The sequence below is a fragment of the Polyangiaceae bacterium genome (assembly GCA_016715885.1).
In the GTDB taxonomy this organism is placed as follows: Bacteria; Myxococcota_A; Polyangia; order Polyangiales; family Polyangiaceae; genus Polyangium.
The window spans coordinates 797,576-819,348 of sequence record JADJXL010000028.1; the positions used below are offsets into that span (position 1 = coordinate 797,576).

Genomic DNA, 21,773 nt, shown 5'->3' on the forward strand with positions numbered 1-21,773 from the left:
GGCGTGACGAAGAGCGGTCATGTGATCTACGCCTACGCAGAGAACGTCCCTGCGATGCTCTTGGCGCGCGCGATGCTGCTCGCCTATTGTCGTGATGCGATGGCGCTTTCGACGAGGCCCCGATCGGTCGGATTTGGGTTCGTGCGTCGCGAGGAGACCAGGGCTCGGCGCAGACCCTGTTTGGAACAGATTCCTTTGTGCCCGAACGATCGTGGACCGGTTCGCCGAACGAATTCGTGTACGTCGTCGGTCGCTCAGGGGCGGCCCAGTACCGCTTCCCGAAGGCACGACGTGGCAGATCGATCGGGGCCTCAGCCCTGATCCGACGTGGCGACCAGCCGTGCACAGCGCGACCGTCACGAAGCTCGGTGCACAGGTAAAACTCACGCTGCTCGGCCCGGAGCGCTTTCAGTATCGCGTGCGAGCAGGCTCCAAGGAACTCTCGCATCGCTTTGGCGGAACGTTTCCAGAAGCGCTTGGCGAAGGTGAACAAGCGCGTGCTTTGCTTGCGGTTGGTCTCGGCACGGCAAAGCGCAAAGGCGCGCGCGGCCTCGCGATAGGTGGAGCTGTCGGGCTGAAGTTTGGCTCCGGTGCAGGCGTGCTCGTCGTCGAAAACGATCGCATCCGCATCGAACGAAGCGAGTCGTTCACGCCGATCGCAGATGCAGACGCAGTCGAGCTAACGCTCACCGCGGATGACGGACGTCCGCTACCAGAGACGCGAATCGTGGGATCGAGGCGTCCTCGTGCGGCGCTCGGTGTTCTCGAGGATGGATCGGTGCTCGTTGCATCGACGACGTTCGACACGGACGAAGCGACGACGGATGCGCTTTTGGATGCGGGTTGTGCGCGCGTGGTGGCGCTCGATCGAGGCGCACATCAGAACGCGTACGTGCATCAGGCTGGTGGGGAAACGCCGCCCGAAGCGCGTTACGAATCGACGACGCTCTACGTGCTGCGGATGTCGATGCGCGGGCGCGCGCTTTCGCTGCGCTGACTACGCAACGTCATCGGGTGACGGATCGTTTGTCCCCGAAGGTTTGTCCCAGTTGCCTTGGGTGCCCTCTTGTTCGACGGATTCGTCGGACGGAGCGCGTCGCATGAATCGGTGAAACCTTTTCTCGACCAAGTTGTTTTTCAGCTTTTCGAGAGCTCGAGCATGGAGCTGCGAGACGCGAGGTTCGCAGACATCGAGCTCGGCGCCGATCTCTCTGAACTTCTTGTCTTCGTAGTAGTACATCCCGATGACCTTGCGCTCGCGTTCGGAGAGTTTGTCGAGCGCGCGGGCAACCCGAGCGCCAGGTCTCCATGACCTCGTGAGAACGACTCGGGATCCGGGGCGGCACTGGCGAGGTAGTCCTGCTCTTCGGTTACGGACAGCTCGTCGAGTCCCACGAAGACGACGCCTTCGGTATCTGTTTCATCGCGTAAAGGAAGCTGCATTGACGGCATCGCGAGCGCGGCGGGTGAGCCAGTCCTGCGCTCGTAGTTCGTCCAGGACGGCACCGCGGATACGCGTGCGTGCGTACCACTCGAAGGTGTTTCCGCCGTCGCCGCCGTTTTTCTTGATCAGATCGACCAGCGGACACACCGGCCGCGAGCAAGTCGTCTCGAAGCACATTGGCGGGGACCTTGCGCGCGATGGGAGCGACGACCTTGTGCACGAGGGCAAGTGGGCCTCGAGCATCTTTGGACAAACCTCGTGGGTGGAACCGCGTACGGGACGGCGATACGCAATGTCGCTGGCAGCGCCGTCCTGCGAAGCTTTGGCGAGCTTCGCGTTGATGACTTTGCGGGCTTCGGGCGGGATCGTATGGACGCCGCTTTCTTCGAGAGCCCCCGCACTCGAGCGCGTGTCGTTCCTGTGTAGTGCGAGTTTCTTGAGCGGGGGCATACGTCGGTGATTTCGCGCGCGCGTCTTTCGTGAGATTTACCCGTGTGACTCCAAGGTGTGGGTCGCGAGGATGCCCTAAACCGTTAAAAAGAGTGCTACAGGTAGCTATAGCGAAACTGCAAACGAATCCGCAACACGCACGTTACACCGAAGCGTGCGCGGGAATCCCCGACTGAACATGAAATGTCGACTCACGACTGAGCGGATGTCGAGGTCACGGCGAGCCCGATATCGAGGTCAATCCTGACCCCCCTTCGGCTGATCTTTCGGCGCCGGATCCTGCGTGTCGCGATTTCCTCTTGAGAAATCAACAGCTTGCGAAGGTGGGGGGTGGGTCGGTTCAGACCCAGCCTTGGGCACCGACGTCGCGGCTGTGGTAGTTTTTTCTACGTTTGCGCCGGCGGCTCGGGGTGTTGAAGGCGTCGATCCACATCACCCGTGGACTCGTCCGCCGATCCTTGTGACGAGGTTGAATCGTACTTGGGTGGCTCACCTGGTCGCGGTAGTCGATCCAGAAGGCTTTGGTCGTGCGGACGTCAAGGTGAACAAATGAGCTGTTTGGGTAATACCCTACGCCAGCATTGCGGAAGGTTCGGCAAAAGTCACGCAGTACCGTATTGGGCACGCCTGGAATGTAGAAGTCGAGAGCTCGACCATGGTTGTGGTTGGAGTCTCGCGTGAACTGCGTTGGCGTGTAGGGGCGGAAGCCGCTGACGATGTGAATGGGACGCCCGCCGAAGTGATCGCTGACCATGCCGGAAGTGTCGCGGGGCGCGGATCGATGCTGGTTTTTCGCGTCCGTCAGGGCATGCTTCATCATGCGACTGAGGCGTGGCAGAGCCGAAGGCACGAGCCGGCCGTGTCTGGTGATGAGTTGTCCGTCGAAGTGATCGGTGCCCCGCACGAGACGCACGAAACCAGGGCGTTTGGGCGCGAATGCATACGGATCACGCTTGGGTCCGCGAGCCGCTTTGGGGTTGCCCTTCTTCTTTGCATCAGCAGCTTTGCGTGCTGCCTCCGCGCGGCTCGCTCGTAGCGCCGCAGCCTTCTTGGCCTCGGCAATCTTGCCCTTCTCGGGGATCACGAGCACGAGGCCGGGCTTGATGCGCTGACCTTTGCGCAGCCCATTCACTTCACGAATCGCGTCGACGGTCGTTCGGTAGCGTCGCGCGATGGCTCAAGGTTCTGGCCCTTGGCGACGACGTGAACGGTCTCGGACGCATCGGCGTATACTGGCCAGATGGCCGCGATCACGGCGAAGAGCACTGCGATGCTGCGCATCGTGGTGCGGCGGAGAGAGTCGGGCGGAGTCACTCGCGAACGATGGCACACCGATCGGTGCGTGTCGTTCAGGAGCCAAGGCCAAGGGCGCTTGTACAAACCCGCGCTCATTCCCCTTCCGCTACGCGGGACGAGCGAATGCGTAAAGCACATTTTTGGCCGTGGATTGCCGACGGTGCGAAGCTGGCTAGGCCGCCCTTCGTAGGCGGCACGATCGAAGGGCGCACATCGCCTCCCGACGACTGGCAACGAAAGGTCGAGGCGGAGCAATGGCGGATGGGAATCACCTGGTAGGCGTCGACATCGGTTCGAGTGCCATCAAGGTCGTCCAGCTCAGGAAGCGCGAAAAGGTATCGGGTTGGTCCGGGCAGGATTCTGTCCGCTTCCACCTCAGAGCATCGTCGACGGACACGTGATGAACACGCAGGCGATCGTGTCCGCCATCGGTCGAGCGCTCAACGACGCCAAAATCAAGCAGCGCGAAGTAGCGCTCTCCATCAGCGGCCAAGCCGTGATCATCCGCAAGATCACCGTGCCGATGATGACCCAAGCGGAGCTCGACGAGCAGATTCAGTGGGAAGCCGAGCAGCACATTCCGTTTGACATCAAAGATGTTCACGTCGACTACCGGTGATTCGCAAAGGCGAGGCAGGTCAGATGGACCTCTTGCTCGTGGCGGCCAAACGCGAAGAAGTGAACGACTACTTGGAGGTGGCGCGCCAAGCCAAACTCAAGCCGCTCGTGCTCGACATCGATGCCTTCACCGTGCAAAACCTCTTCGAACACGGGCGGGGCATCCCACCGGACCAAACGTTCGCCATCGTGAACGTGGGCGCGTCGCTGACGTCGATCAACATCGTTTCTCGCGGCGCGAGCGCCTTCACGCGCGACATTCCGAACGCGGGAAATTACGTCACCGAACAGATTCAAAAGCAGTTCGGAATCAGCTTCGAGGAGGCGGAGAACATGAAGTGTCAACCGCCCTCGCAAGCCTTCGGCCCCGCCGCGCAAGTACCGCAGATCGTCGATGCCGTCTGCGACACCATCGCGAGTGAAATTCAACGCTCGCTCGACTTCTTCCTCGCCACGAGTGGCGAGCCGGAAATGCACCGGATCTACCTCACGGGCGGCACGTCCAACTTGCCCGCCTTGCCTGCAGCCATCGGTCGGCGATCACGCGTGAACGTGGAGATTCTCCAGCCGTTCGAACGCATCACGTTCGAGGGCAAGGGACGTCAATGCCGACATGCTTCAAACCCGCGGTTCGCAACTCTGCGTCGCCTAGGCCTCGCGATGCGCAAAGACAAGGAGAAGCGCTCGTGATCAGGATCAACCTCCTGCCCCACAAGCGCACGGCTGCAGGCGCACCGCAAGCCAGTCAAAAGTGGCTGCTCGTCGTGCTCGGCGTCGTGCTGCTCGGAGATCGTCGGACTCTTCCTGTTCTACCAATCGACCTACGAAGAGCTCGAAAGGCAGAAGCGGACAAACGCTCAAATCAAGAGCCAGATCGACGAGATCAATCGCCTCATCGCCGATCACGAACAAATCAAGAAAGCACTCGCCATCTTGCGTGCTCGTGAAGACGCCATCGCGAAACTTCAAGCAGGTCGGTCGGGACCAACCGCCGTGCTCCTCGAGCTGGCGCAGATCATGACGCAGGGCAAAGGGCCCAGCGCGGACCCGGACAAACTCGCCAAAATGCGGCAGGACAACCCCCTTGCCGTCTTCAACCCAGCTTGGGATACGCGGCGCCTCTGGCTCACGCAGTACATCGAAGGACAACGCACGGTGCGCCTCGAAGGGCTCGCGCGTGATGGCAACGATGTCTACGAGCTCGCGCAGCGCATGAAGCTATCGCCGTACTTCTACGAAGTCATGCTTCTCCCAGGAAAGAAGGAGATCGAACAAACGACGAAGCTCGATCTCGTCAGCTTCGCTCTGCAATTCAAGGTGAGGTACTGATGGCCCCGAAAGCTTCGGCCGCATCCGGCTCGACGCTTGATCGTCTTCCCCTCGCTGGGAAAATCGGCGTCGGTTTGCTCTTCATGGCGCTCGTCGGTGCGCTGTTTTTCGTCTTCGTCTACGAGGATCTTTCGAACGACCTGCAGCAGGCCAAGCGCCGCGAAGTGACGCTCCAGGGCGAGCTGCGGAATGCTCAAGCCGCGAAGGAAGCGTATCAACGCGACCGCGACGAAAAGATCCGCAGCGAAGCTCGCGCCGAACAAACGAAGAAGGTTCTCCCCGACGACCCCGAGACGCCCGCCTTCCTTGCATCCCTGCAGCAAACGGCGACGGTCGCCGGCGTGAACTTGACGAGCTGGGCTCCGGTCGACGAAGTGCCGCAAGAGTTTTTCGCCAAGGTACCGATGAAGCTCACGCTCTCTGGGCGGTTCCACCAGATCGCGCGCTTCTTCCACGGCGTCGGGCAACTCGATCGCATCATCAACATGGAAGACATCCAGATGAAGATCGCGAACAACAAGTCCACCGGGACGGTTCGTGATCAGATCCCCGAACCGGAGGTCAACGTCGAGTGCCTTGGTACGGCGTTTCGTGCGCTCCGTCTCGACGATGCTGGCAAGGGATCGAAACGAAGGGGGACGGGCAAGTGAAGAAGGCTCCTAACACGCGCGAGGTTGCCCGACGCTTGGCCTTTGCGGTCGCTGCGTTGGTGCTGCCCGTCTTCGTCGTCGGCGGCTGCGAGGACGACCCGCCGCCACCGCCTCCAAGGCCCGTAGGTTCGGCCGTCGCGCCCGCAGGTGCGCCCGGAGCTCCGAATCAGCCTGCCGTGGCTGGTGCAGCTCCGGGACCCGCGGGATCGGGTCGTGCGGGTGCCGCAGCAAGTGCCTCTGCGAATCCACTCGCGGACCTGCCCGAACGCGTCTTCACCGAGGCCGACTTTGCAGAGACGGACAAAAATCGCGATCCGTTTCGCGGCTTTGCCAACGTTTTTGCGCAGCAAGCTCGGGCCAAGAAGGATGACCAACGCGTCGTCGTCGTCCCCCGCTACGCGCTCGACGAGCTCAAGCTGTCCGGCGTGATCACGCGTGCCGAAGCGCGAGCGTTGTTCATCGATCCGAACAATGTCGGCTGGGTCGTCCGCACGGGTGACTATGTCGGCAAGCCCGAAATCGTACGTGCCGGTGGAGCCGCCGGCATCGACATCGCCATCCATTGGCGAGTAGACCGGATCCGCGAAGGAGACGTCGTGTTCGTTCGCGAGGATCCCGCTCACCCCGAAATCGCCCCCGTGACGCGCGTCATTCCCCTCTTCCCGGCAGACGAGAGCGGAAAACCAGGCCGCTGATAGCAACGAATTAGGCCCATGCAACACACGCCCATTACTATCGCGCACATGCTGACGAATCCGCGCTTCGAGTCGCCTTCTCACTTCGCAACGAGGGAGCGGACCGTGTCGTGTGTCGAGCGACGCGGGAGCGACTCCTCGATCGGACCCAAAGTCCAAACGCCGGAGCGCTGGCTTCGCTTTGCGCTCGTCGTCCTCGTTCTCTTCCTCGGCTCGATGCCTCGTGCCGCGGCACAGGGCGCCTCACCCCTCGAAGTGCGCGAGGTCAAACTTGCGGCTCCGTCGGAAACGACCGCGCGGATTTCCGTCGCAACCACCGCCGAACCGCGGTTCGTCGCGCGCACGGCCGATGGGGGCAAACGCCTCGTCGTCGAAATGTCCGGTGCAGAAATCAAAGGTTCGCACAACATCACGCGGGGCAACGCGATCGTGGCGCGTGTGTCGAGCCAAACCGCGACCCAGGACGACACCAAGATCGCGCGCATCAGCGTCGACCTTGCCCGAAATGCCGAGTACCGCATCACCACGAGCCCCACGGGACTCGTGATCGATCTGGCCGCCGCCGACGCGACCGTACCCATGCGCGCTGCTGCATCCGACGCCGCGCCCGCCGCGCGTGCGGCAGGACAAACCATCACGGCAGCCGTCACGAATGTGCGGTTCGATCATCAGCCGAGCAAAGACCGCGTCATCGTCGAGCTCGATGCGGACGCCAAGTACACGCACGCGACGACGCCGAATGGGCGCACGGTCATCGAGCTTCAAGGTGTGCGTCTTGCCGATGCTCTCGAACGAACGCTCGACGTGACCGCCTTCGGTGGCCCCGTAACGGCGGTCTCCACGTATCGACGTCGCAGCGATCCGTCGCGCGTCGTCGTCGAGATCGAGCCGAAAGCTGGAAGCGTCGCGGCCGTTGCGCGCGAAGGCAACGCGCTCGTCGTGACGTTCCCGCAGGATCCGAAAGACGCCGCATCAACCGGCGTAGGCGCCGACGGTGGTGTGGCGCGACGAACCCGCACGGTGGCTCGTGAAGAGGATCCGCGCGGCCCTCGAGGTGGCGCGCCTCAGCCGACGGAAACGACGATCGACGGTGAGGAAGCGGCCGGCTTCTTGCCGACGTCGCCCTTGGCTCAGCAGCGTCGGTTTGCAGGTCGCCGCATCGATCTCGACCTGAAAGATGCCGACATCCACAACGTCTTGCGTTTCATCTCGGACATCGGTCGCGTCAACGTGATCACGTCGGACGACGTGAAAGGCACGGTCACGATCCGCATCAAGAACGTGCCTTGGGATCAAGCGCTCGAGACGGTCCTTCAATCGAAGGGCCTCGGCATGGTTCGTCAGGGCAACATGATTCGCGTCGCGCCGCTCGACGTGCTCAACAAAGAGCGCGAGCTCGACCTGGCGAGGCGTAGGGCGGACTTGCAGCTCGCGCCCCTCGAGACGCGGCTCATTCCGGTGAACTACGCGGCTGCGAAGGAGCTTCAGGCCCGCGGCAAAGACTTGCTCTCGCCGCGCGGAACGCTCGCCGTCGACGAACGGACGAACATCCTCATTGCGCGCGACGTCGCTGGAAACCTCGACCAGATCGAAGAGCTGGTCCGCGCACTCGACACGCAGACGCCGCAGGTGCTCATCGAAGCGCGCATCGTGGAAGCTACGAGCCGCTACTTGCGCGACGTCGGCATCCAGTGGGGTGGTGACAGCAGCATCAGCGCGGCCACGGGCAATCCGACGGGATTGGCGTTCCCGTCGCGTATCGGTATCGTTGGTGGTGCAAGCGATCAGGTGACGCCCACGGGCGGTTTGTCCCCGTTCGATCGACAAGTCCCCAACCCGAACTTCGCCGTCAACTTGCCGGCGGCCACGGGCACCGGCCTCGGTGGTGCCCTCGGCTTCACCTTCGGGTCGATCGACAACTCGGTCAATCTTGCCGTGCGTCTTTCGGCAGCCGAAGCGAGCGGCATGCTGCGCATCATTTCGAGCCCGCGCATCCTGACGCTCGACAACCGCGAAGCGCGCATCAGCCAAGGCACCTTGATTCCGTTCTCGCAAATCAGCGCGCAAGGTGTCCAAACGACGTTCCAAGAAGCCAAACTGCAGCTCCTCGTCAAACCTCACGTCACGAGCGATGGCAGCATCGCGATGCACGTGAAGATCAACCGTGACGAACCGGACTTCAACCAAACGTCGGCCCGTGGCGATCCCACCATCCTCAAGCGTGAAGCCGAAACCGACTTGCTGATCATGGACGGGCACACGGCGGTCATCGGCGGCATCTTCACGCGCAACACCGGCAGAAACCTCGATCAGGTTCCCGTGCTGGGCGACATTCCGCTCTTCGGCATCCTCTTCCAACGACGCCGAGCCAGCGATACGCGCAGTGAGCTCGTCATCTTCATCACTCCGCGCATCGTCAATCGCGCCGAAGCGCTCGGCAAGTAAGCTACGGGCCGTGCCCGCTTCGGTCCCGTCCACTGGCGCCTCCGTTTCTCTCGGGGGCGCCGACGTTTTCCATCTCGTCAATGATCGCAGGATGCTCGCCGAAGGCCTCGGCGCGAATCAGTGCGCGCTCGTCCTGGAGCTCGACGGCCACATCGACCCAGACAAACTCAGGCGCCGCATTGGCCGCGCCATGGCCCGAGAGCCCCATCTCGGTGTCACGCTTCGCGCGCCCCTTCTCCGCTCTCCCGTTTGGGTCCCAGCCGCGCGGCGCTCGGAAACGTTTTCGATCGTTCACACACAAAACGATTCTTTGTTTGTGCTCCAAGAATTGTTCGCGACGAAGTTCACGCACGATGACACACCTTGGCGCGTGGTGTTGATCCGCAAGCCCGAGCGCGATGCCGTCGCGTTCGTTTGGTTTCATCCGTTCACGGACGCCAAAGGCGCTCAGCGCTTCGTGCGTTGGCTCGGATCGAGTGCGGGCGATGACTTCGCGTCACTACCTGATGACGTGCGCCTTCGGGTTCGTCCGGAAGCACTCGAATCGCTCGATCAGAAAACGGTGCTGTCGCTCGCTCGATCCTACAACCAGCACATCCTCGGATTTGCCAGGCGCCCCATCCTTTCGCTGCGCGGCGCAGCCAAGGGCAAACCCATTGGCAAGATGCGTTTCGAGCGGTTCGTTTTGAGCAAGACCGACACGGCGACGCTCGACAAAAGCATTCGCGTGCGCGCCAAGCTTGCCGAATCCAGCGTGATGATCACCAGCGCGGCTCACGTCGTCGATCGCGCTCTACGTCGTCGAGGGTTTGCCCCGACGCACCACATGATCCCCGTACCGGTGTCGCTCGATCCAAAGGGGGAATCCGGGCGGCTTTTTGGCAATCACCTCACCATGATGATGTTCGACCTGGGGCGCGACGATCTCATGGATGAACGACGCGCGATCGCGTCGCTTGCCGAGCAGCAACGGGCCATCGTACGAGACAAACTGGACCTCGCGATGGCTGCGGCACTCGAGCTCGTGCGCGTCTTACCGTCGCGGCTTTATCACGGCCTGGCCACGCTCCCGTTCGGAGGCGAGCTTTCGTCGCTCATTTTTTCGAATCCCGGAGCGATCGCGATCGACGACTTTGCGAACGTGCCTGTGCGCGATGCGTACGCGCTGCCATCGGTCGTTCCGTGGCCTGGCTTCGAGGTCATCGTGAATCGGCATCGCGGAGCGTTGTCGGTGCTTATCGGGTATTTCGACGGACTCGTGCCCGAGGGTGAAGCGCGCACGATGGCGAATGAGCTGCGTGCGGGGCTGTTTGGCGAAGGTGCTTGAACGAGCACACCACTCACGAAGATGGCCCTTTCGGGCGGGTCATGCGGTGTCGAGACCACTCACGAAGATGGCCCTTTCGGGGGGTATGGGGGGTCCGAGCCTCGCCGTGCTTTTGCGTCAGCAAAAGCACCGGGAGGCGAGCCTCGGACCCCCCATCGAAAACTAGCCTCGCGAAGCGCGTGTCCCACACGCGCGGAGCGAGCGTTCAGATCTTGGCCCGTACTCGATTCACTTCGGCACTGGAGGCACGACGACGTCGTTGATGGACTGCACGCTCGCGCCTGCAGGATACGCGTAGGACACGTATTGCGTGAAAAGGCCCCCTTGACCTGGGAATCCAGGAATCGTGCCCCAGCCCCAGACGGTGACCCCGAAAGGCAGATCGCTCGACATTTCGTGTCTGCCATTCGAACAGTTCCCGACATTTTGGAAGTTGCCGGTAACGAGGTCGATGCGTGTGTATTCGTACTGTCCGACTTTTTCCCAACCCGTGAGCGATCCGGCGCAATCCAATTTCACGTCGGCGAATGCTCCGTCCTTCGACGGTCTACGGACGACCACGAGGTTCGTCTCGGAATAGGTGGGATCGGTGAAGAGCACGTACGAATCGAGGTACTGCGCAGTGGGAATGACGTTGACCCACTCCGGATCTCCTTCGCCGCCGAAGTCCTCGCCGCCCGTCATGTAGGACGCGAGGTAAAATGGATGGTCCTTGTCTTGGCTCGCGACGACGAACGGCCCAGGCGAATTGAATTCGTGTACTTGCCCGGATGAAATCGACAATGGCGCGCCGGGAGGCGTCGTGGGCGCCCAAGTCAACTGAGTCCCGTCGACTGCGCCGACGATTCTCCACGGGGGCGCTTCATTGGGGTTGCCTGCACGTCCTCGATAACGCACGGCCGCATATTCGTGGCCAAGCGCGCGGATGGGCGGAATTTGCTGTTGCGCCGAATCGCAAGCCGTGGCGTTCACGGGCACGTTGAGACACGTCGCTCCGCCCCAAATGCCAATGGGTTTGTCGGACTGAATGGGGCTACCCGTGAGCTCTGCGGATTGCGTGAGCTGCAAATATTGCCCTCGATTCAGCGTGTACGTTTGCGGTTGCCCAGCGGATCCACTGGGAACGCCATTGCCACCGTTGATGGCCACTTTGGGCAGAATCGTGACTTGGGTGTTGTCCTCGTGCGCCAGGATGTCGAGCGACGGAGCTGCCTGCGGCACGACTTGGCTTTGCTTGTATGCATTGACGGCGATGTAATTCGTATCCCATGCGCTCGTGGGCAAGAGCAACGTCGCGGACGTCGCCGCCGAACTGCCGCCGCCATACGGCAAAATTTGATACGCCACGACGGGCCTGTCCGAGGTCAGGTGAAACGCGCTTCCATATCCCGTGCCCGTGACTGCCGCCTCTTCCCCAACCGCCGCTTGAACGGGGCATGCGGGCATGAAAGATCCCAAATTGGGACCTTGCGCGAGAAAAAGAATGGCCACTTGACCAGGCGCAAGCCCCGCGGCGGCATCGTAAGGCGCATAGGACAAACTCTGCCCTTGACCCTGAGGAATTCGCGTGAAGTTTGCAACGGGCAGTTGTTGACCCTTGTATTCGACTTGGAGATGTACGGGCGTCGACCACGTATTTGCCACGAATGCGGCGAAACATGCGCCCGATCCTTCAGAAATCAGCTCGGTCTTGAGCGACCAGTAGTCACACCCGTACGAGCTCTTTGAAATTTCGGCCGCTTGACACGGATCGTTGATGCACGCCCCGTTCGCACAACCTTGTTCACCCGAGCATGTGGAGATGACGACACCGTTGCAATCGACGACCTTTTTCAAGTCTGCCGAACACGTCGTTGCACACCCGCTGTTTCCACCGCTGCCGGCGGGAAAAACAATGTCCCCACCCGTGCCACCCGTGCCACCCGTGCTCGGCGAGTTGCCGCTGCCCGAGTTTCCGGTGCCGCCTTCCCCACCACCGCCGGTGGGTGTCGTTTTGCCGCTCGAGGCGCTGCATGCCGCGATGGATGCAAGCCCGCAAACCGTCGAAATAAATAGCCACCGAAGGGAATTTGTATGCATGTTCGTTATCCTTATCCCAAAAACAGCGCATTTTGCTGACTCTGTCAAGCAATGGAGCGTGCCGGCGTCTGCTCTGCATCGTGTTCGCTGCCGCGCACGCCGCGGCGCACGCGTCGCGCAGGCTTGATTCTTCCGCTCCACTTGCGGAAATTCCGTGCTAAAACGGCGCCGCTGGCCATGCACTTCGTCATCTTCACCGCTCCTTTTTTCACCGACCACGCCATCCGTTTCATCGAAGCGATTTCCCGCCTCCCCGACGTGCAGCTCGGCGTCCTCTCGATGGAACCTTTCGAGCGGCTTCCGCGACATCTGCTCGGCGGCATCGCAGCATACAAAACAACCGGCGACATCATATCGAACGGTGCAATCGACTGCGGCATGGCTGCTGCGGAAATCGAGCAAGGGGCGCGCGACTTACAAAAATACGTCAAAGCTTCGACCATTCATCGCTTGTTTGGCGCGGTCGAACACATTCAAGTTCCGATCGCACAAGCCCGCGAAAAGCTTGACATTTCTGGTATGCGCACGGCGACTGCATTGAATTTTCGCGACAAGCACCGCATGAAGTCGCTGCTCGAAAAAGCCGGTGTTCCTTGTGCTCGGCATCGTACGGCGGAGTCGGTGGAAGGCATCTGGAAAGCCGCAGAAGAGCTTGGATTTCCGCTCGTGGTCAAACCCCCGACGGGTGCCGGAGCAGCGTCCACATTTCGAGTCAACGACGCGGCCGATTTGGAACGGCGGCTGCCCAGCGTCACGGTGGGTCCGAAAGGATCTCGTCCTCGTCGAAGAACTGGTCATGGGGAACGAGCATTCGTTCGAGACGATTTCGATAGGCGGCAAACACATTTGGCATTCGCTCACGCATTATTATCCAACGCCGCTCGAAGTTTTGCGCAATCCGTGGATTCAATGGAGTGTCGTGCTCCCGCGTGAAGTGGATGATGCGCGGTACGACGACATTCGAGCGGCTGCTCGCGCGACGCTCGATGTCCTCGGCATGGAAACGGGTCTCAGCCACATGGAGTGGTTTCGGCGTCACGACGGTTCGATTGCGGTCTCCGAGGTGGGAGCTCGCCCGCCTGGCGCTCAATTCACGCAGCTCGTGGGCATTGCGCACGAAATCGATTTTTCTTATGCATGGGCGCGCGTGATGATATTCGGCGACTTCGATCCGCCGAAGCGTCGATTTGCCGCCGGCATTGCGTACTTGCGCGGGCAAGGCACGGGACCCATTCGCTCCATCACGGGCCTCGACAAAGTAGAAGCCGAAGTCGGACACCTCATCGTCGGCTCCAAACTCCCTGTCGTCGGTCACATGCGCAATACTGGCTACGAAGGCGACGGGTACATGATCGTTCGTCATGAACGCACGGCCGTCGTCGAGCAGGTATTACAACACATCATTTCCACGGTGCATGTCGATTGCGGCTGATGGTTTGGCGGAGGCTCCATGCATGACGTCATCATTGCCGGCGGTGGAATAGCGGGCGGGTTCTTGGCTCGTCAGCTCCGCCGTCAAAAGCCCGAGCTCGACATATTGCTTCTCGAATCGAAACCCGTCATGGACGACTTCAAGGTCGGCGAAAGCACGGTCGAAGTCGCGGCGAGTTACATGATTCGGCGCCTCGAGCTTGGTACGTACCTATATCAACATCAGCTTCCGAAAAACGGGCTGCGATTTTTCTTCGATTCGCCGAACAAAGACCTGCCGCTCGAACGCATGAGCGAAATCGGATCGGATCATTTGCCATTTCATCCGAGCTTTCAGCTCGAACGCGCCAAGCTCGAACGTGATCTCGCGGCAATGAACGCAAGTGACGGCGTCGACGTGCGCCTCGGAGCCAAAGTCCAAGACGTCCGAATCAATGGCACGGACGGGCATACCGTCATTTGGGAACAAGGTGGCGAGCGGCACGAAGCACGTGGAAGGTGGTTTGTCGACGCAAGCGGAAGGCGGCAATTGCTCGCCCGGAAGCTCGGCATGCCGATTCACAAGGAAACGCGCCTCGAAACGGCTGCTGCATGGGGACGTTATCGCAACGTCGCGGGTCTCGATGCCGTCACTGATCCGGCATTTCGCAATCGAGTACGTTATACGTCTCGGCATTTGTCGACAAACCATTTCATGTATGATGGGTATTGGATTTGGTTCATTCCGCTCGCCGGCGACATCATGAGCGTCGGGGTCGTGTACGACAAAGCTAGGATTGGTCCGGGACCGCGCAATCGCGACGCGTTCGAAACGTTCCTCAACGAACACCGTTCGTCACGGGACCTCATGCGTGGGGCCATTTTCGAGGACTTTCAGAGTTACGCGCATTTGCCGTACCACACGGAGAAGTTTTTCGCGAAAGACCGCTGGGCGCTCACCGGTGAAGCCGGTGCATTCGTCGATCCGTTTTACAGTCCCGGTTCGGACTTCATTGCGACGGCGAACGAATTCATCGGAGCGCTGATTCAGGCCGATTTCGGGGGCTCGCGAGCCGACTTCGAAGAGCGCGTGGATCTCTACGACGCATATTATCGATTCAAGTACGAAAGCACGCTCTTGCTTTATTCGCGGATGTACGCCATTTTTGGGAGTTATGAAATATTTCGGCTCAAGTACTTGCTCGATTTCAACAATTATTACAACCTCGTGTACTGGCCGTTTCTCGCGGACAAAATCACGGACATCGAATGGATCCGCGGCGAGCTCGACTTTACGGACGTCGTTTTGCGAGCGCTCTCGTCCATGTCGAACCACTTCACGAAAATGGCGGACATTTTGCGCGAGCGAGGTGAATATCATGCGCAAAACGAGGGGCGCTGGGCCAATGGTCTCAACGGTGTCGTGGCGCTCGAGTCACGTATCACGCCGGTGCTCGATGAGACATTTCGGCGCGAGCAGGTGAATCGCGCGTATGGTAGCGTTTTTGCAGCGATTTTGGAACGTCTGTCTGGACAACCAGGCCTCGGCGATCGCAAACGCGTGCTCGATGAATTGCAGCTTCCTCACGTGATGGTGTGGAAAGACATCGATCAAGACAGCACGCGAAGGTTTCTCGATCGGATCGCGCGGCGCCTTGCAGCCGATGTGCGCCGAGATTTTCCAGACGTGAAGAGTGTGCAATTTGGCGAGGATGCCAGCGTGCTAAAACTTTCAGGCATTTCCGAGGACGACGCTCGGTATGCGGCGGCGCTCGAGCGAGCTCGTGCGCTGTGGAACGTTTCGGGGCATTCGTACGCGTACCAGGCGCTGTAAAAGCGACAGGGCGCTGATCCGCCGACTGTCTGTGGTAGGCCAAGATTTTTTCGCCGTTTTCTGGCCCAGATGCCTCGATGGAAGTATGGTCGCCCGGCGATGGATGCTCGTTCTTGTTCGTTTCGCCTTGCTACCGCGATGCTTCTTGGTCTGGCAGCGGCTGGCGCGTGTGGCGCAGCCATGCCCGAATCGGATCCGCTCGGGCCCCATCCGGGTCGATCGACTGCGAAGGTAAATCCCACGGACGAGACGCCCGAGGAACTTGCGCGGCGTGATGCCAATTCGGCCGACGCAGGTGCGGATGCGCCGCGTTGCCCTCACGGGGCGCTCGAGGATCCGCATCGAGGGTTTGTCAGGTGCCTGCGTCCCGATGAACGTGATGCGGGGTGGCTGCCGCCGGCTCCGCAACCCGAACCGCCCGCGAACGATGCTGGAAGTGATGCGGCGCCGCCAAGCGATGCAGCGCCCGCGCCGGACGCAGGGGCCGACGCTGCGCCGGAAAAACCCGTACCGGAAAAACCCGTACCGGAAAAACCTCAGCCTCCGCCCGTGGTGACGGCGGCGGCGCCCAAATTCGAGGGCGGCGATGTTCCTCGGGCCGAAAAATTCATCAATGGCCAAATCGAGGGGATTGCCAAGTGCATTGCCACGAACGGGGGTCTCGAGGGCAAAAAGGGGAGTTTGAAAATCACGTTTTTGGTGCGCGTGCGCGGCCGGGCCGAGGGGGTCGAAGTGGCTTCGTCCAAGGGCATCAGTGACGACGCAGCTTCGTGCATTCGGGTGCTTTTGAAGAATCGGGCCGTGGGAGCGCCGAGCGCCGATCCGGTGGGCGTGACGGTGACGTTTACCTTGGAAAAACCCAAGTAACGATCGCGAATTTCACGAATCGAATCTCATTGGCGTCCGCTGCAAACGGTTGCGGTGACCGTGCAGTTCGTCGTGCGTTGCGAACAAAACGTGAGCGCTTGCCGCTCGGCCACGCCTCGGTTTGCCGACTCGGACCCTTGACCGGTCGCCCATGCCCATCCTGCATGCACCACGTTTCCCACGCGCGAGCCGCGCGCCAATGCCGCGCACCCATTGTGCACCCAAATGGCCACGTAACAATCTTGCGCATGTTCGCCGCAGCGACGAAGCGCTACCGATTCCGCGATGTCTCGCGTATCGTAATCCGTTGCCCAGCCATAGGCCCCGGTTCCCTCGGAATACGCAATCGCGCCGTATTCTCCCGCCTGCGCCAGTGTTGGCACCGACAAAGCCGATACAGCACAAATCCCCGCAACCATCGACAACACAAATGAATTTTTCATGACGCTCCCCACTTCAGCCGCGTGCGTCCGCTGCACATTTCTGCGGTTTTGCGCCTGACAGAAGCACGCCGAGTGCCAACCGGACGGACGTTACGAGAAACTCAAACACCCCTCGCGCATCCGTCCGCGGGTGCTATGTTGGCGCGCCGCCGTGACAGACAACCTCATCGCGCGCCAAATCGCGCGCCGCAAAACATTCGCCATCATCTCGCACCCCGACGCGGGCAAGACCACCCTCACGGAAAAGCTCTTGCTCTACGGTGGAGCCATCCAGCTCGCAGGCGCCGTCAAGGCCAAGCGCGACAGATCCCACGCCGTCAGCGACTGGATGGAAATGGAGCGAGAACGCGGCATTTCCATCCAATCGAGCGTCCTGCAATTTCCTTATGCCGGACATCTCTTGTCGCTCGTCGATACGCCCGGCCACGCGGACTTCAGCGAGGACACGTATCGAGCGCTCATGGCCACCGACGCAGCCATCATGCTGCTCGATTCCGCCAAAGGTGTCGAAGCTCAAACCAAGAAATTATTTCGTGTCTGCAAATTGCGCAGCATGCCCATTTTCACCTTCGTCAACAAGCTCGACAGGCCGGGGCGGGATCCTTTCGAATTGATAGGTGAAGTCGAGGAAGTCCTTGGAATTGGCGTCTACCCGATCACGTGGCCCATTACGTCGCAAGGCAAGTTCAAGGGCGTGTATCATCGTCTCACGCGGCAGGTCGCGCTTTTCGAGCAAGTTGCACACGGCGCCGAAATCGCGCCGATGGCTGCGCACGACCTCGAAGATCCGGCGCTCGCAGCGGCGCTCGACGAAGAAGGCGTCAAACAGCTTCGCGACGACGTCGAATTGCTCGACGCAGCGGGCGATGCGCTCGATGCGGGAAAACTCGCACGAGGCGAAGTCACGCCGATGTTTTTCGGCAGTGCCATTACGAACTTCGGTCTCCCGCAATTCCTCGATTCGTTCGTGGAGATGATGCCCAAGCCGATGCCGCGTCCGAGCGACAAGGGCGAGATTGCGCCGGACGACGAACGATTCACGGCATTCGTGTTCAAGATTCAAGCGAACATGGACCGAGCTCATCGCGATCGCGTGGCATTTCTTCGCGTTTGCTCGGGTCGTTACGAACGCGGGATGAAGGTTCGTCACGTACGACTGGAGCGAGATATTCGGCTCAACAATCCGGTGCAATTCATGGCGCAGGAACGTACGCTCGTCGAAGACGGGTTTGCCGGGGACATCATTGGAGTGTTCGACCCGGGAATATTCCTCATTGGGGATACGATCACGGACGGCCCAGCCATTCGATATGCGCCGCTTCCGCAATTTCCGCCGGAATACTTCGCGCGCTTTTTGATGATGGATCCGATGAAACGCAAGCAGCTCAAAAAAGGACTCGAGCAGCTCGCGCAAGAAGGCAGCGTGCAGCTTTTTCGCCCGCCCGAGGGACGTGAAGGCGAAGCGATTTTGGGCGCCGTCGGTGAATTGCAATTCGACGTCGTCAAACATCGCCTCAGCGCCGAATACAATGTGGATGTTCGCATCGAACGGTTGTCGTTCAACTTGGCGCGGTGGGTCGAGGGTGAACCATTACCGCTCGCGGAGCTCGAATCGCAACTGTATGGTTATGGCGCGCTGGACATTCACGGGAGCCCGGTGGTGCTCTTCAAGGGTGATTGGCAATTGGAGACGTGCGCGAGAGCGTTTCCCAAGACGCGCTTCGTCGAGCTCGGCGGTGGCGGTTTGGAAATGCCGACGGCGGATTGAGGATTAGAACGGCGCCACTTTCACCCAAATCTTGGGTTCGAAGGTAAACACTGGTTTCACGTCCGACGAACCCATGACGCCAATCACAATCGGGTTCACCCCGAGCGCGATGTGTGACGAGAGGGGCCAGCCGATGCCCCATTGGAATCGAGCGCCGAACGCGTTGATCGACTCGAAATATTTCGAATCGAAGCCAATACGCGAATAGAACGGCACCATCGTCACATCCATTTCCGTCGTCCGACCAAGCCCGGCCACGAAACGCAGCGGCACACCAATGCCACCTTGTGTTGCGTCGCTGGTCAGCACGAGGCGCCCCTCCAAACCCACTTCCAAACGAGTCCGCACCGACGAATTGAAGCGCCACGTCGCTTCGAGCTCCATCGTCGTGCCATGCGATACGCCAAACTTGGGTGCCAAGTATCCCCCAAGCGCGAGGCCAATCCCCAAATGGCGCTCATTGTACCCTTTTTGCCTGTCCGCCTTTGGTTCGTCGGGCTCTTCGGCCGGCGGCGGAGTCGACCCGGGCGGAGGTTGTTGCGGTGGATAAGGCGCGGCTCCAGGAGGCGGTGGATAGGGATATGGATACGGCTGCGCGCCAGCAGGCGGCGGATAGGGATAAGGGTACGGCTGCGCGCCAGCAGGCGGCGGATAGGGATAAGGATACGGCTGCGCGCCAGCAGGCGGTGGATACGGATATGGCTGCGCGCCGGGTTGTCCGGGATAGGGTTGTGCCGCGGGCACGGGAGGCGGCGGCGGAACGTTCGACGACGAAGCGGTCGTCGTTGGAGGCGGGGCCGCAGGGCCTCCACCAACTTTTTGCGCCATACCAAGCCGCGGGAATGCGACGAGCGCGACGAGAGCCAGGGCCGCGCTCACGGTTTGTCGCGCCTGACGTTTGGCTTGCCAAACAAATGCACCAATCATGACGAGAAGCACGAGCGATACCCATTGCGACGTGCTCGTCGTACCATAAAGCCCGCGCGACCCGTCGCCTCGCAGCATTTCCACAAAAAACCGGCCTACGGCGTACAGAGCGGCGAACGTTGCAAAGGCTCGTCCGTCGCGTTTTCCTTTCACGAGCCATATCGAAGCAATGGCGGCGGCGACGATGCCTATCGCAGCTTCGTAAAGCTGCGTCGCGTGCACGGGCAAACTTTCCGCGCCTCGAGGTATCCATCCGAGCGCCGCGTGATCCACGGCCGCCGGGCTTCCGGCTGGAAACCTCACGCCCAAGACACTCGCCGTCGGCGTACCGTAATCGCAGCCCGCCAAGAAACATCCCACTCGGACAAACCCGTACGAAATTCCGCAGAGCGGTACCGCACGATCCAAAAATGGCAGCACGTTCGCCCCTCCCCTTCGCAAAACGACGACCGCAGCGAGCGTTCCGACGAGAAACCCACCATAAGCAGCTCGTCCAGAATGCAGCAGAGGTCCCCACGATTGCTTTGCAATCACGTCCGGCAGCGCTCGCACCCATTCGAATAGGTACCCGCCCGCCAGCGCACCCACGTACGTCGCCAAGAGGGCCCGACGCTCGATGCGCGTATCCGCGCCGTCCCGCTCCGAAAGCCACATCGTCACCGCAGCTCCAAGGAGCGCGGCCACCCCGACCATCATCATGTAATCAGGCGCAAGCCATCCGGGCAAACCCATTCGCTCGAACCAAGCAACGAGTGCGCTTCTCATGACCGCCTCCTGCCGCGAAGAAGCAAGTAGGCCACGGGGGCCAAAAGCCAAAACGTCGTGCCCACGGGCGCCGGAAGCGGTGATCGCCCCGGCGCAGGCTTTACGTTGCACTTGCCGCAATTGCCCGCATTCGAGTTGACGTTCGAACAATTTTGATTGCAATCGGACACATTTTGATTGCATTGCGAGCAATTGTCGTTGCACTTCGAGCAATCGTTGTTGCAGCTCGAACAACCGTCGCTCGATCCCGAATTGTCACTGCACGAATTGCAGCTCGATCCCCCACCGCTCGACGGCTTGGGTATGTAGCCGTCTTGCAAACACATATCGAGCAGATCCATGCAGGTAGTGTTCTGCACGAATAGAAGCGCATCGTCGCGCGTCGTCACGGGCAATGCCGAACATTGCGCTGCTGCCGATTCCATGCACGCGCGAACGGCGTCGATGCTGAGGAGGGCAAGCACGCACAGGGCCGAGCTGTTTAATGCATTTTGATTCACCCATGCGCATTCGTCGACGGCACTCGAGAACGTGGGATCCGTCACGTCGTGATCACATGAAGTGCCGCATTGACACGTCGTTTCCACCTGCAGGGCGCATTCTGCAAGGCTCCCCGGAAGGTTGTACGGATTGAAATCGACCGCGAGCGGCTTTTTCCCCGGAGCCGTGGTCGCCCCCTGCCCCGACGCCATTGCGGGCGCGCTCACGCCCTGTTCGAGTGCCGACATGGCCACGAGCCATGATGCATTGACGTATAGCGTGTCGTCGAATGCCCACGCCCCCATCGGCAACCCCGTCGTCCGCACCATTTGTTTCGTATCGGCACGTGCCGAAAGCTCCCGCAACCACTTTCCCGCACGGCCTTGAAGTGCCGCATCCTCGAAAGGCTTCGTTTCAGCCCCCGGCTGCCCGCGAAGAAAGATCGGCCCCACGGTCGTGCCATCGAGCGCCGCTTCGTCGGCATTTTCCGCGTGCACGACGAATTCGTTCGCCTGCGAAAATATTTCGCCAACGACCAGCGCATCTTGCCCCTCTTCTTCACGCGCTTCGTCGGCAACGCGTGCGAGCGAATCGATCGTCGCCGTATCGGGCAGCTCGAGCATCGTGGCGCCGTCTTGATCGAGCCCTGCTGCATCGAGTCTGAGGGCAAGCTCGCGCCGCGTCTCGAACGGCAACGTCGCCACCACCTCGGGCGCTGCACGAAGCGCATCGCGTAGCGGCAACTCCTCGTACGGCGGCGCGTCTTGGCCGCATCCTGCGAGCATCCACGCTGCCGCGAGCGATGCTGCGTTTGTCCCAATCAACCGCCCACGACTGGTCATGACAAACCCCCAGCGCCTCGTACTCGATCGCGCTCGATCGACAATGCCGGCGTCATTCCATTTCGCTATCACATGCAACCACGAAGCGGAAGTTTTACTTGCGC

15 protein-coding genes and 5 pseudogenes are annotated in these 21,773 nt (G+C 60.8%); 13 read left to right on the forward strand and 7 right to left on the reverse strand.

Annotated elements, in window-relative coordinates; all coding sequences use genetic code 11:
* Nucleotides 1-211: 211 nt before the first annotated feature.
* Nucleotides 212-997: a hypothetical protein gene (locus IPM54_44710; protein ID MBK9266868.1), complete on the forward strand. Its 786-nt coding sequence runs from the start codon at nt 212-214 to the stop codon at nt 995-997.
* Here the strand turns inward: IPM54_44710 and IPM54_44715 are convergent.
* From IPM54_44715 to IPM54_44725, 3 pseudogenes are all read right to left on the reverse strand, one after another.
* Nucleotides 998-1,294 (reverse strand): annotated as a pseudogene (locus tag IPM54_44715) (sigma-70 family RNA polymerase sigma factor). It abuts the gene before it with no gap.
* Nucleotides 1,295-1,462: 168 nt separating this feature from the next.
* Nucleotides 1,463-1,537 (reverse strand): annotated as a pseudogene (gene fliA / locus IPM54_44720) (RNA polymerase sigma factor FliA).
* 743 nt (nt 1,538-2,280) lie between these two features.
* Nucleotides 2,281-3,175: pseudogene (locus IPM54_44725) on the reverse strand (DUF882 domain-containing protein).
* Between the two features lie 138 nt (nt 3,176-3,313).
* Here IPM54_44725 and IPM54_44730 point away from each other — a divergent pair.
* The 7 genes and pseudogenes from IPM54_44730 to IPM54_44760 all read left to right on the forward strand — a co-directional run bounded on the left by IPM54_44730 (nt 3,314) and on the right by IPM54_44760 (nt 10,254).
* Nucleotides 3,314-3,469, forward strand: coding sequence for a hypothetical protein (locus IPM54_44730; protein ID MBK9266869.1), 156 nt, complete (start codon nt 3,314-3,316; stop codon nt 3,467-3,469).
* Nucleotides 3,445-4,498 (forward strand): annotated as a pseudogene (gene pilM / locus IPM54_44735) (type IV pilus assembly protein PilM). Before IPM54_44730 ends, pilM begins: the two are co-directional and overlap by 25 nt.
* Nucleotides 4,495-5,137, forward strand: a pseudogene (locus IPM54_44740) (PilN domain-containing protein). The pseudogenes pilM and IPM54_44740 overlap by 4 nt, the downstream one beginning before the upstream one ends.
* Entirely contained in the window at nt 5,137-5,787 is a 651-nt protein-coding gene (pilO, locus tag IPM54_44745; protein ID MBK9266870.1) for a type 4a pilus biogenesis protein PilO, read from the forward strand. Before IPM54_44740 ends, pilO begins: the two are co-directional and overlap by 1 nt.
* Nucleotides 5,784-6,482 carry a pilus assembly protein PilP gene (locus tag IPM54_44750; GenBank protein ID MBK9266871.1) on the forward strand — a complete coding sequence of 233 codons (699 nt, stop codon included), beginning with the start codon at nt 5,784-5,786 and terminating at the stop codon, nt 6,480-6,482. The genes pilO and IPM54_44750 overlap by 4 nt, the downstream gene beginning before the upstream one ends.
* Nucleotides 6,483-6,698: 216 nt before the next feature.
* Entirely contained in the window at nt 6,699-8,927 is a 2,229-nt protein-coding gene (gene pilQ / locus IPM54_44755) for a type IV pilus secretin PilQ (GenBank protein MBK9266872.1), read from the forward strand.
* A 10-nt stretch (nt 8,928-8,937) separates the two neighbouring features.
* Entirely contained in the window at nt 8,938-10,254 is a 1,317-nt protein-coding gene (locus tag IPM54_44760) for a hypothetical protein (GenBank protein MBK9266873.1), read from the forward strand.
* A 228-nt stretch (nt 10,255-10,482) separates the two neighbouring features.
* Here the strand turns inward: IPM54_44760 and IPM54_44765 are convergent, their stop codons facing one another.
* Entirely contained in the window at nt 10,483-12,333 is a 1,851-nt protein-coding gene (locus tag IPM54_44765; GenBank protein ID MBK9266874.1) for an IgGFc-binding protein, read from the reverse strand.
* 279 nt (nt 12,334-12,612) lie between these two features.
* Between IPM54_44765 and IPM54_44770 the strand changes: the two genes are divergently transcribed.
* The 4 genes from IPM54_44770 to IPM54_44785 all read left to right on the forward strand — a co-directional run bounded on the left by IPM54_44770 (nt 12,613) and on the right by IPM54_44785 (nt 16,444).
* A complete protein-coding gene (locus IPM54_44770) occupies nt 12,613-13,266 on the forward strand; it encodes a hypothetical protein (GenBank protein MBK9266875.1) in 654 nt (217 codons plus the stop codon).
* Complete coding sequence (locus IPM54_44775) at nt 13,253-13,765, forward strand: hypothetical protein (protein ID MBK9266876.1); 513 nt, start codon at nt 13,253-13,255, stop codon at nt 13,763-13,765. The genes IPM54_44770 and IPM54_44775 overlap by 14 nt, the downstream gene beginning before the upstream one ends.
* Before the next feature lie 18 nt (nt 13,766-13,783).
* Entirely contained in the window at nt 13,784-15,577 is a 1,794-nt protein-coding gene (locus IPM54_44780) for a tryptophan 7-halogenase (GenBank protein ID MBK9266877.1), read from the forward strand.
* Nucleotides 15,578-15,676: 99 nt separating this feature from the next.
* Nucleotides 15,677-16,444: a hypothetical protein gene (locus IPM54_44785; GenBank protein ID MBK9266878.1), complete on the forward strand. Its 768-nt coding sequence runs from the start codon at nt 15,677-15,679 to the stop codon at nt 16,442-16,444.
* A gap of 26 nt (nt 16,445-16,470) precedes the next feature.
* Here the strand turns inward: IPM54_44785 and IPM54_44790 are convergent, their stop codons facing one another.
* A complete protein-coding gene (locus tag IPM54_44790; GenBank protein ID MBK9266879.1) occupies nt 16,471-16,887 on the reverse strand; it encodes a DUF4189 domain-containing protein in 417 nt (138 codons plus the stop codon).
* Between the two features lie 151 nt (nt 16,888-17,038).
* Between IPM54_44790 and IPM54_44795 the strand changes: the two genes are divergently transcribed.
* The gene (locus tag IPM54_44795; GenBank protein MBK9266880.1) at nt 17,039-18,655 is read left to right on the forward strand and encodes a peptide chain release factor 3; all 1,617 of its coding nucleotides are present in this window, start codon (nt 17,039-17,041) and stop codon (nt 18,653-18,655) included.
* A 3-nt stretch (nt 18,656-18,658) separates the two neighbouring features.
* On the opposite strand, the gene IPM54_44800 is transcribed toward IPM54_44795, so the two are convergent.
* Complete coding sequence (locus tag IPM54_44800) at nt 18,659-20,347, reverse strand: prolipoprotein diacylglyceryl transferase (protein ID MBK9266881.1); 1,689 nt, start codon at nt 20,345-20,347, stop codon at nt 18,659-18,661.
* Nucleotides 20,344-21,669, reverse strand: a complete 1,326-nt coding sequence (locus IPM54_44805; protein ID MBK9266882.1) for a hypothetical protein — start codon at nt 21,667-21,669, stop codon at nt 20,344-20,346. Before IPM54_44805 ends, IPM54_44800 begins: the two co-directional genes overlap by 4 nt.
* Nucleotides 21,670-21,773 lie beyond the last annotated feature (104 nt).

Coding starts and splice junctions, on each gene's coding strand:
- IPM54_44800 (MBK9266881.1), bottom strand. CDS start 20,347: ATGAGAAGCGCACTCGTTGCTTGGTTCGAGCGAATGGGTTTGCCCGGA.
- IPM54_44770 (MBK9266875.1), top strand. CDS start 12,613: ATGGAACCTTTCGAGCGGCTTCCGCGACATCTGCTCGGCGGCATCGCA.
- IPM54_44765 (MBK9266874.1), bottom strand. CDS start 12,333: ATGCATACAAATTCCCTTCGGTGGCTATTTATTTCGACGGTTTGCGGG.
- pilQ (MBK9266872.1), top strand. CDS start 6,699: ATGCCTCGTGCCGCGGCACAGGGCGCCTCACCCCTCGAAGTGCGCGAG.
- pilO (MBK9266870.1), top strand. CDS start 5,137: ATGGCCCCGAAAGCTTCGGCCGCATCCGGCTCGACGCTTGATCGTCTT.
- IPM54_44805 (MBK9266882.1), bottom strand. CDS start 21,669: ATGACCAGTCGTGGGCGGTTGATTGGGACAAACGCAGCATCGCTCGCG.
- IPM54_44730 (MBK9266869.1), top strand. CDS start 3,314: ATGCGTAAAGCACATTTTTGGCCGTGGATTGCCGACGGTGCGAAGCTG.
- IPM54_44785 (MBK9266878.1), top strand. CDS start 15,677: ATGGATGCTCGTTCTTGTTCGTTTCGCCTTGCTACCGCGATGCTTCTT.
- IPM54_44780 (MBK9266877.1), top strand. CDS start 13,784: ATGCATGACGTCATCATTGCCGGCGGTGGAATAGCGGGCGGGTTCTTG.
- IPM54_44790 (MBK9266879.1), bottom strand. CDS start 16,887: ATGAAAAATTCATTTGTGTTGTCGATGGTTGCGGGGATTTGTGCTGTA.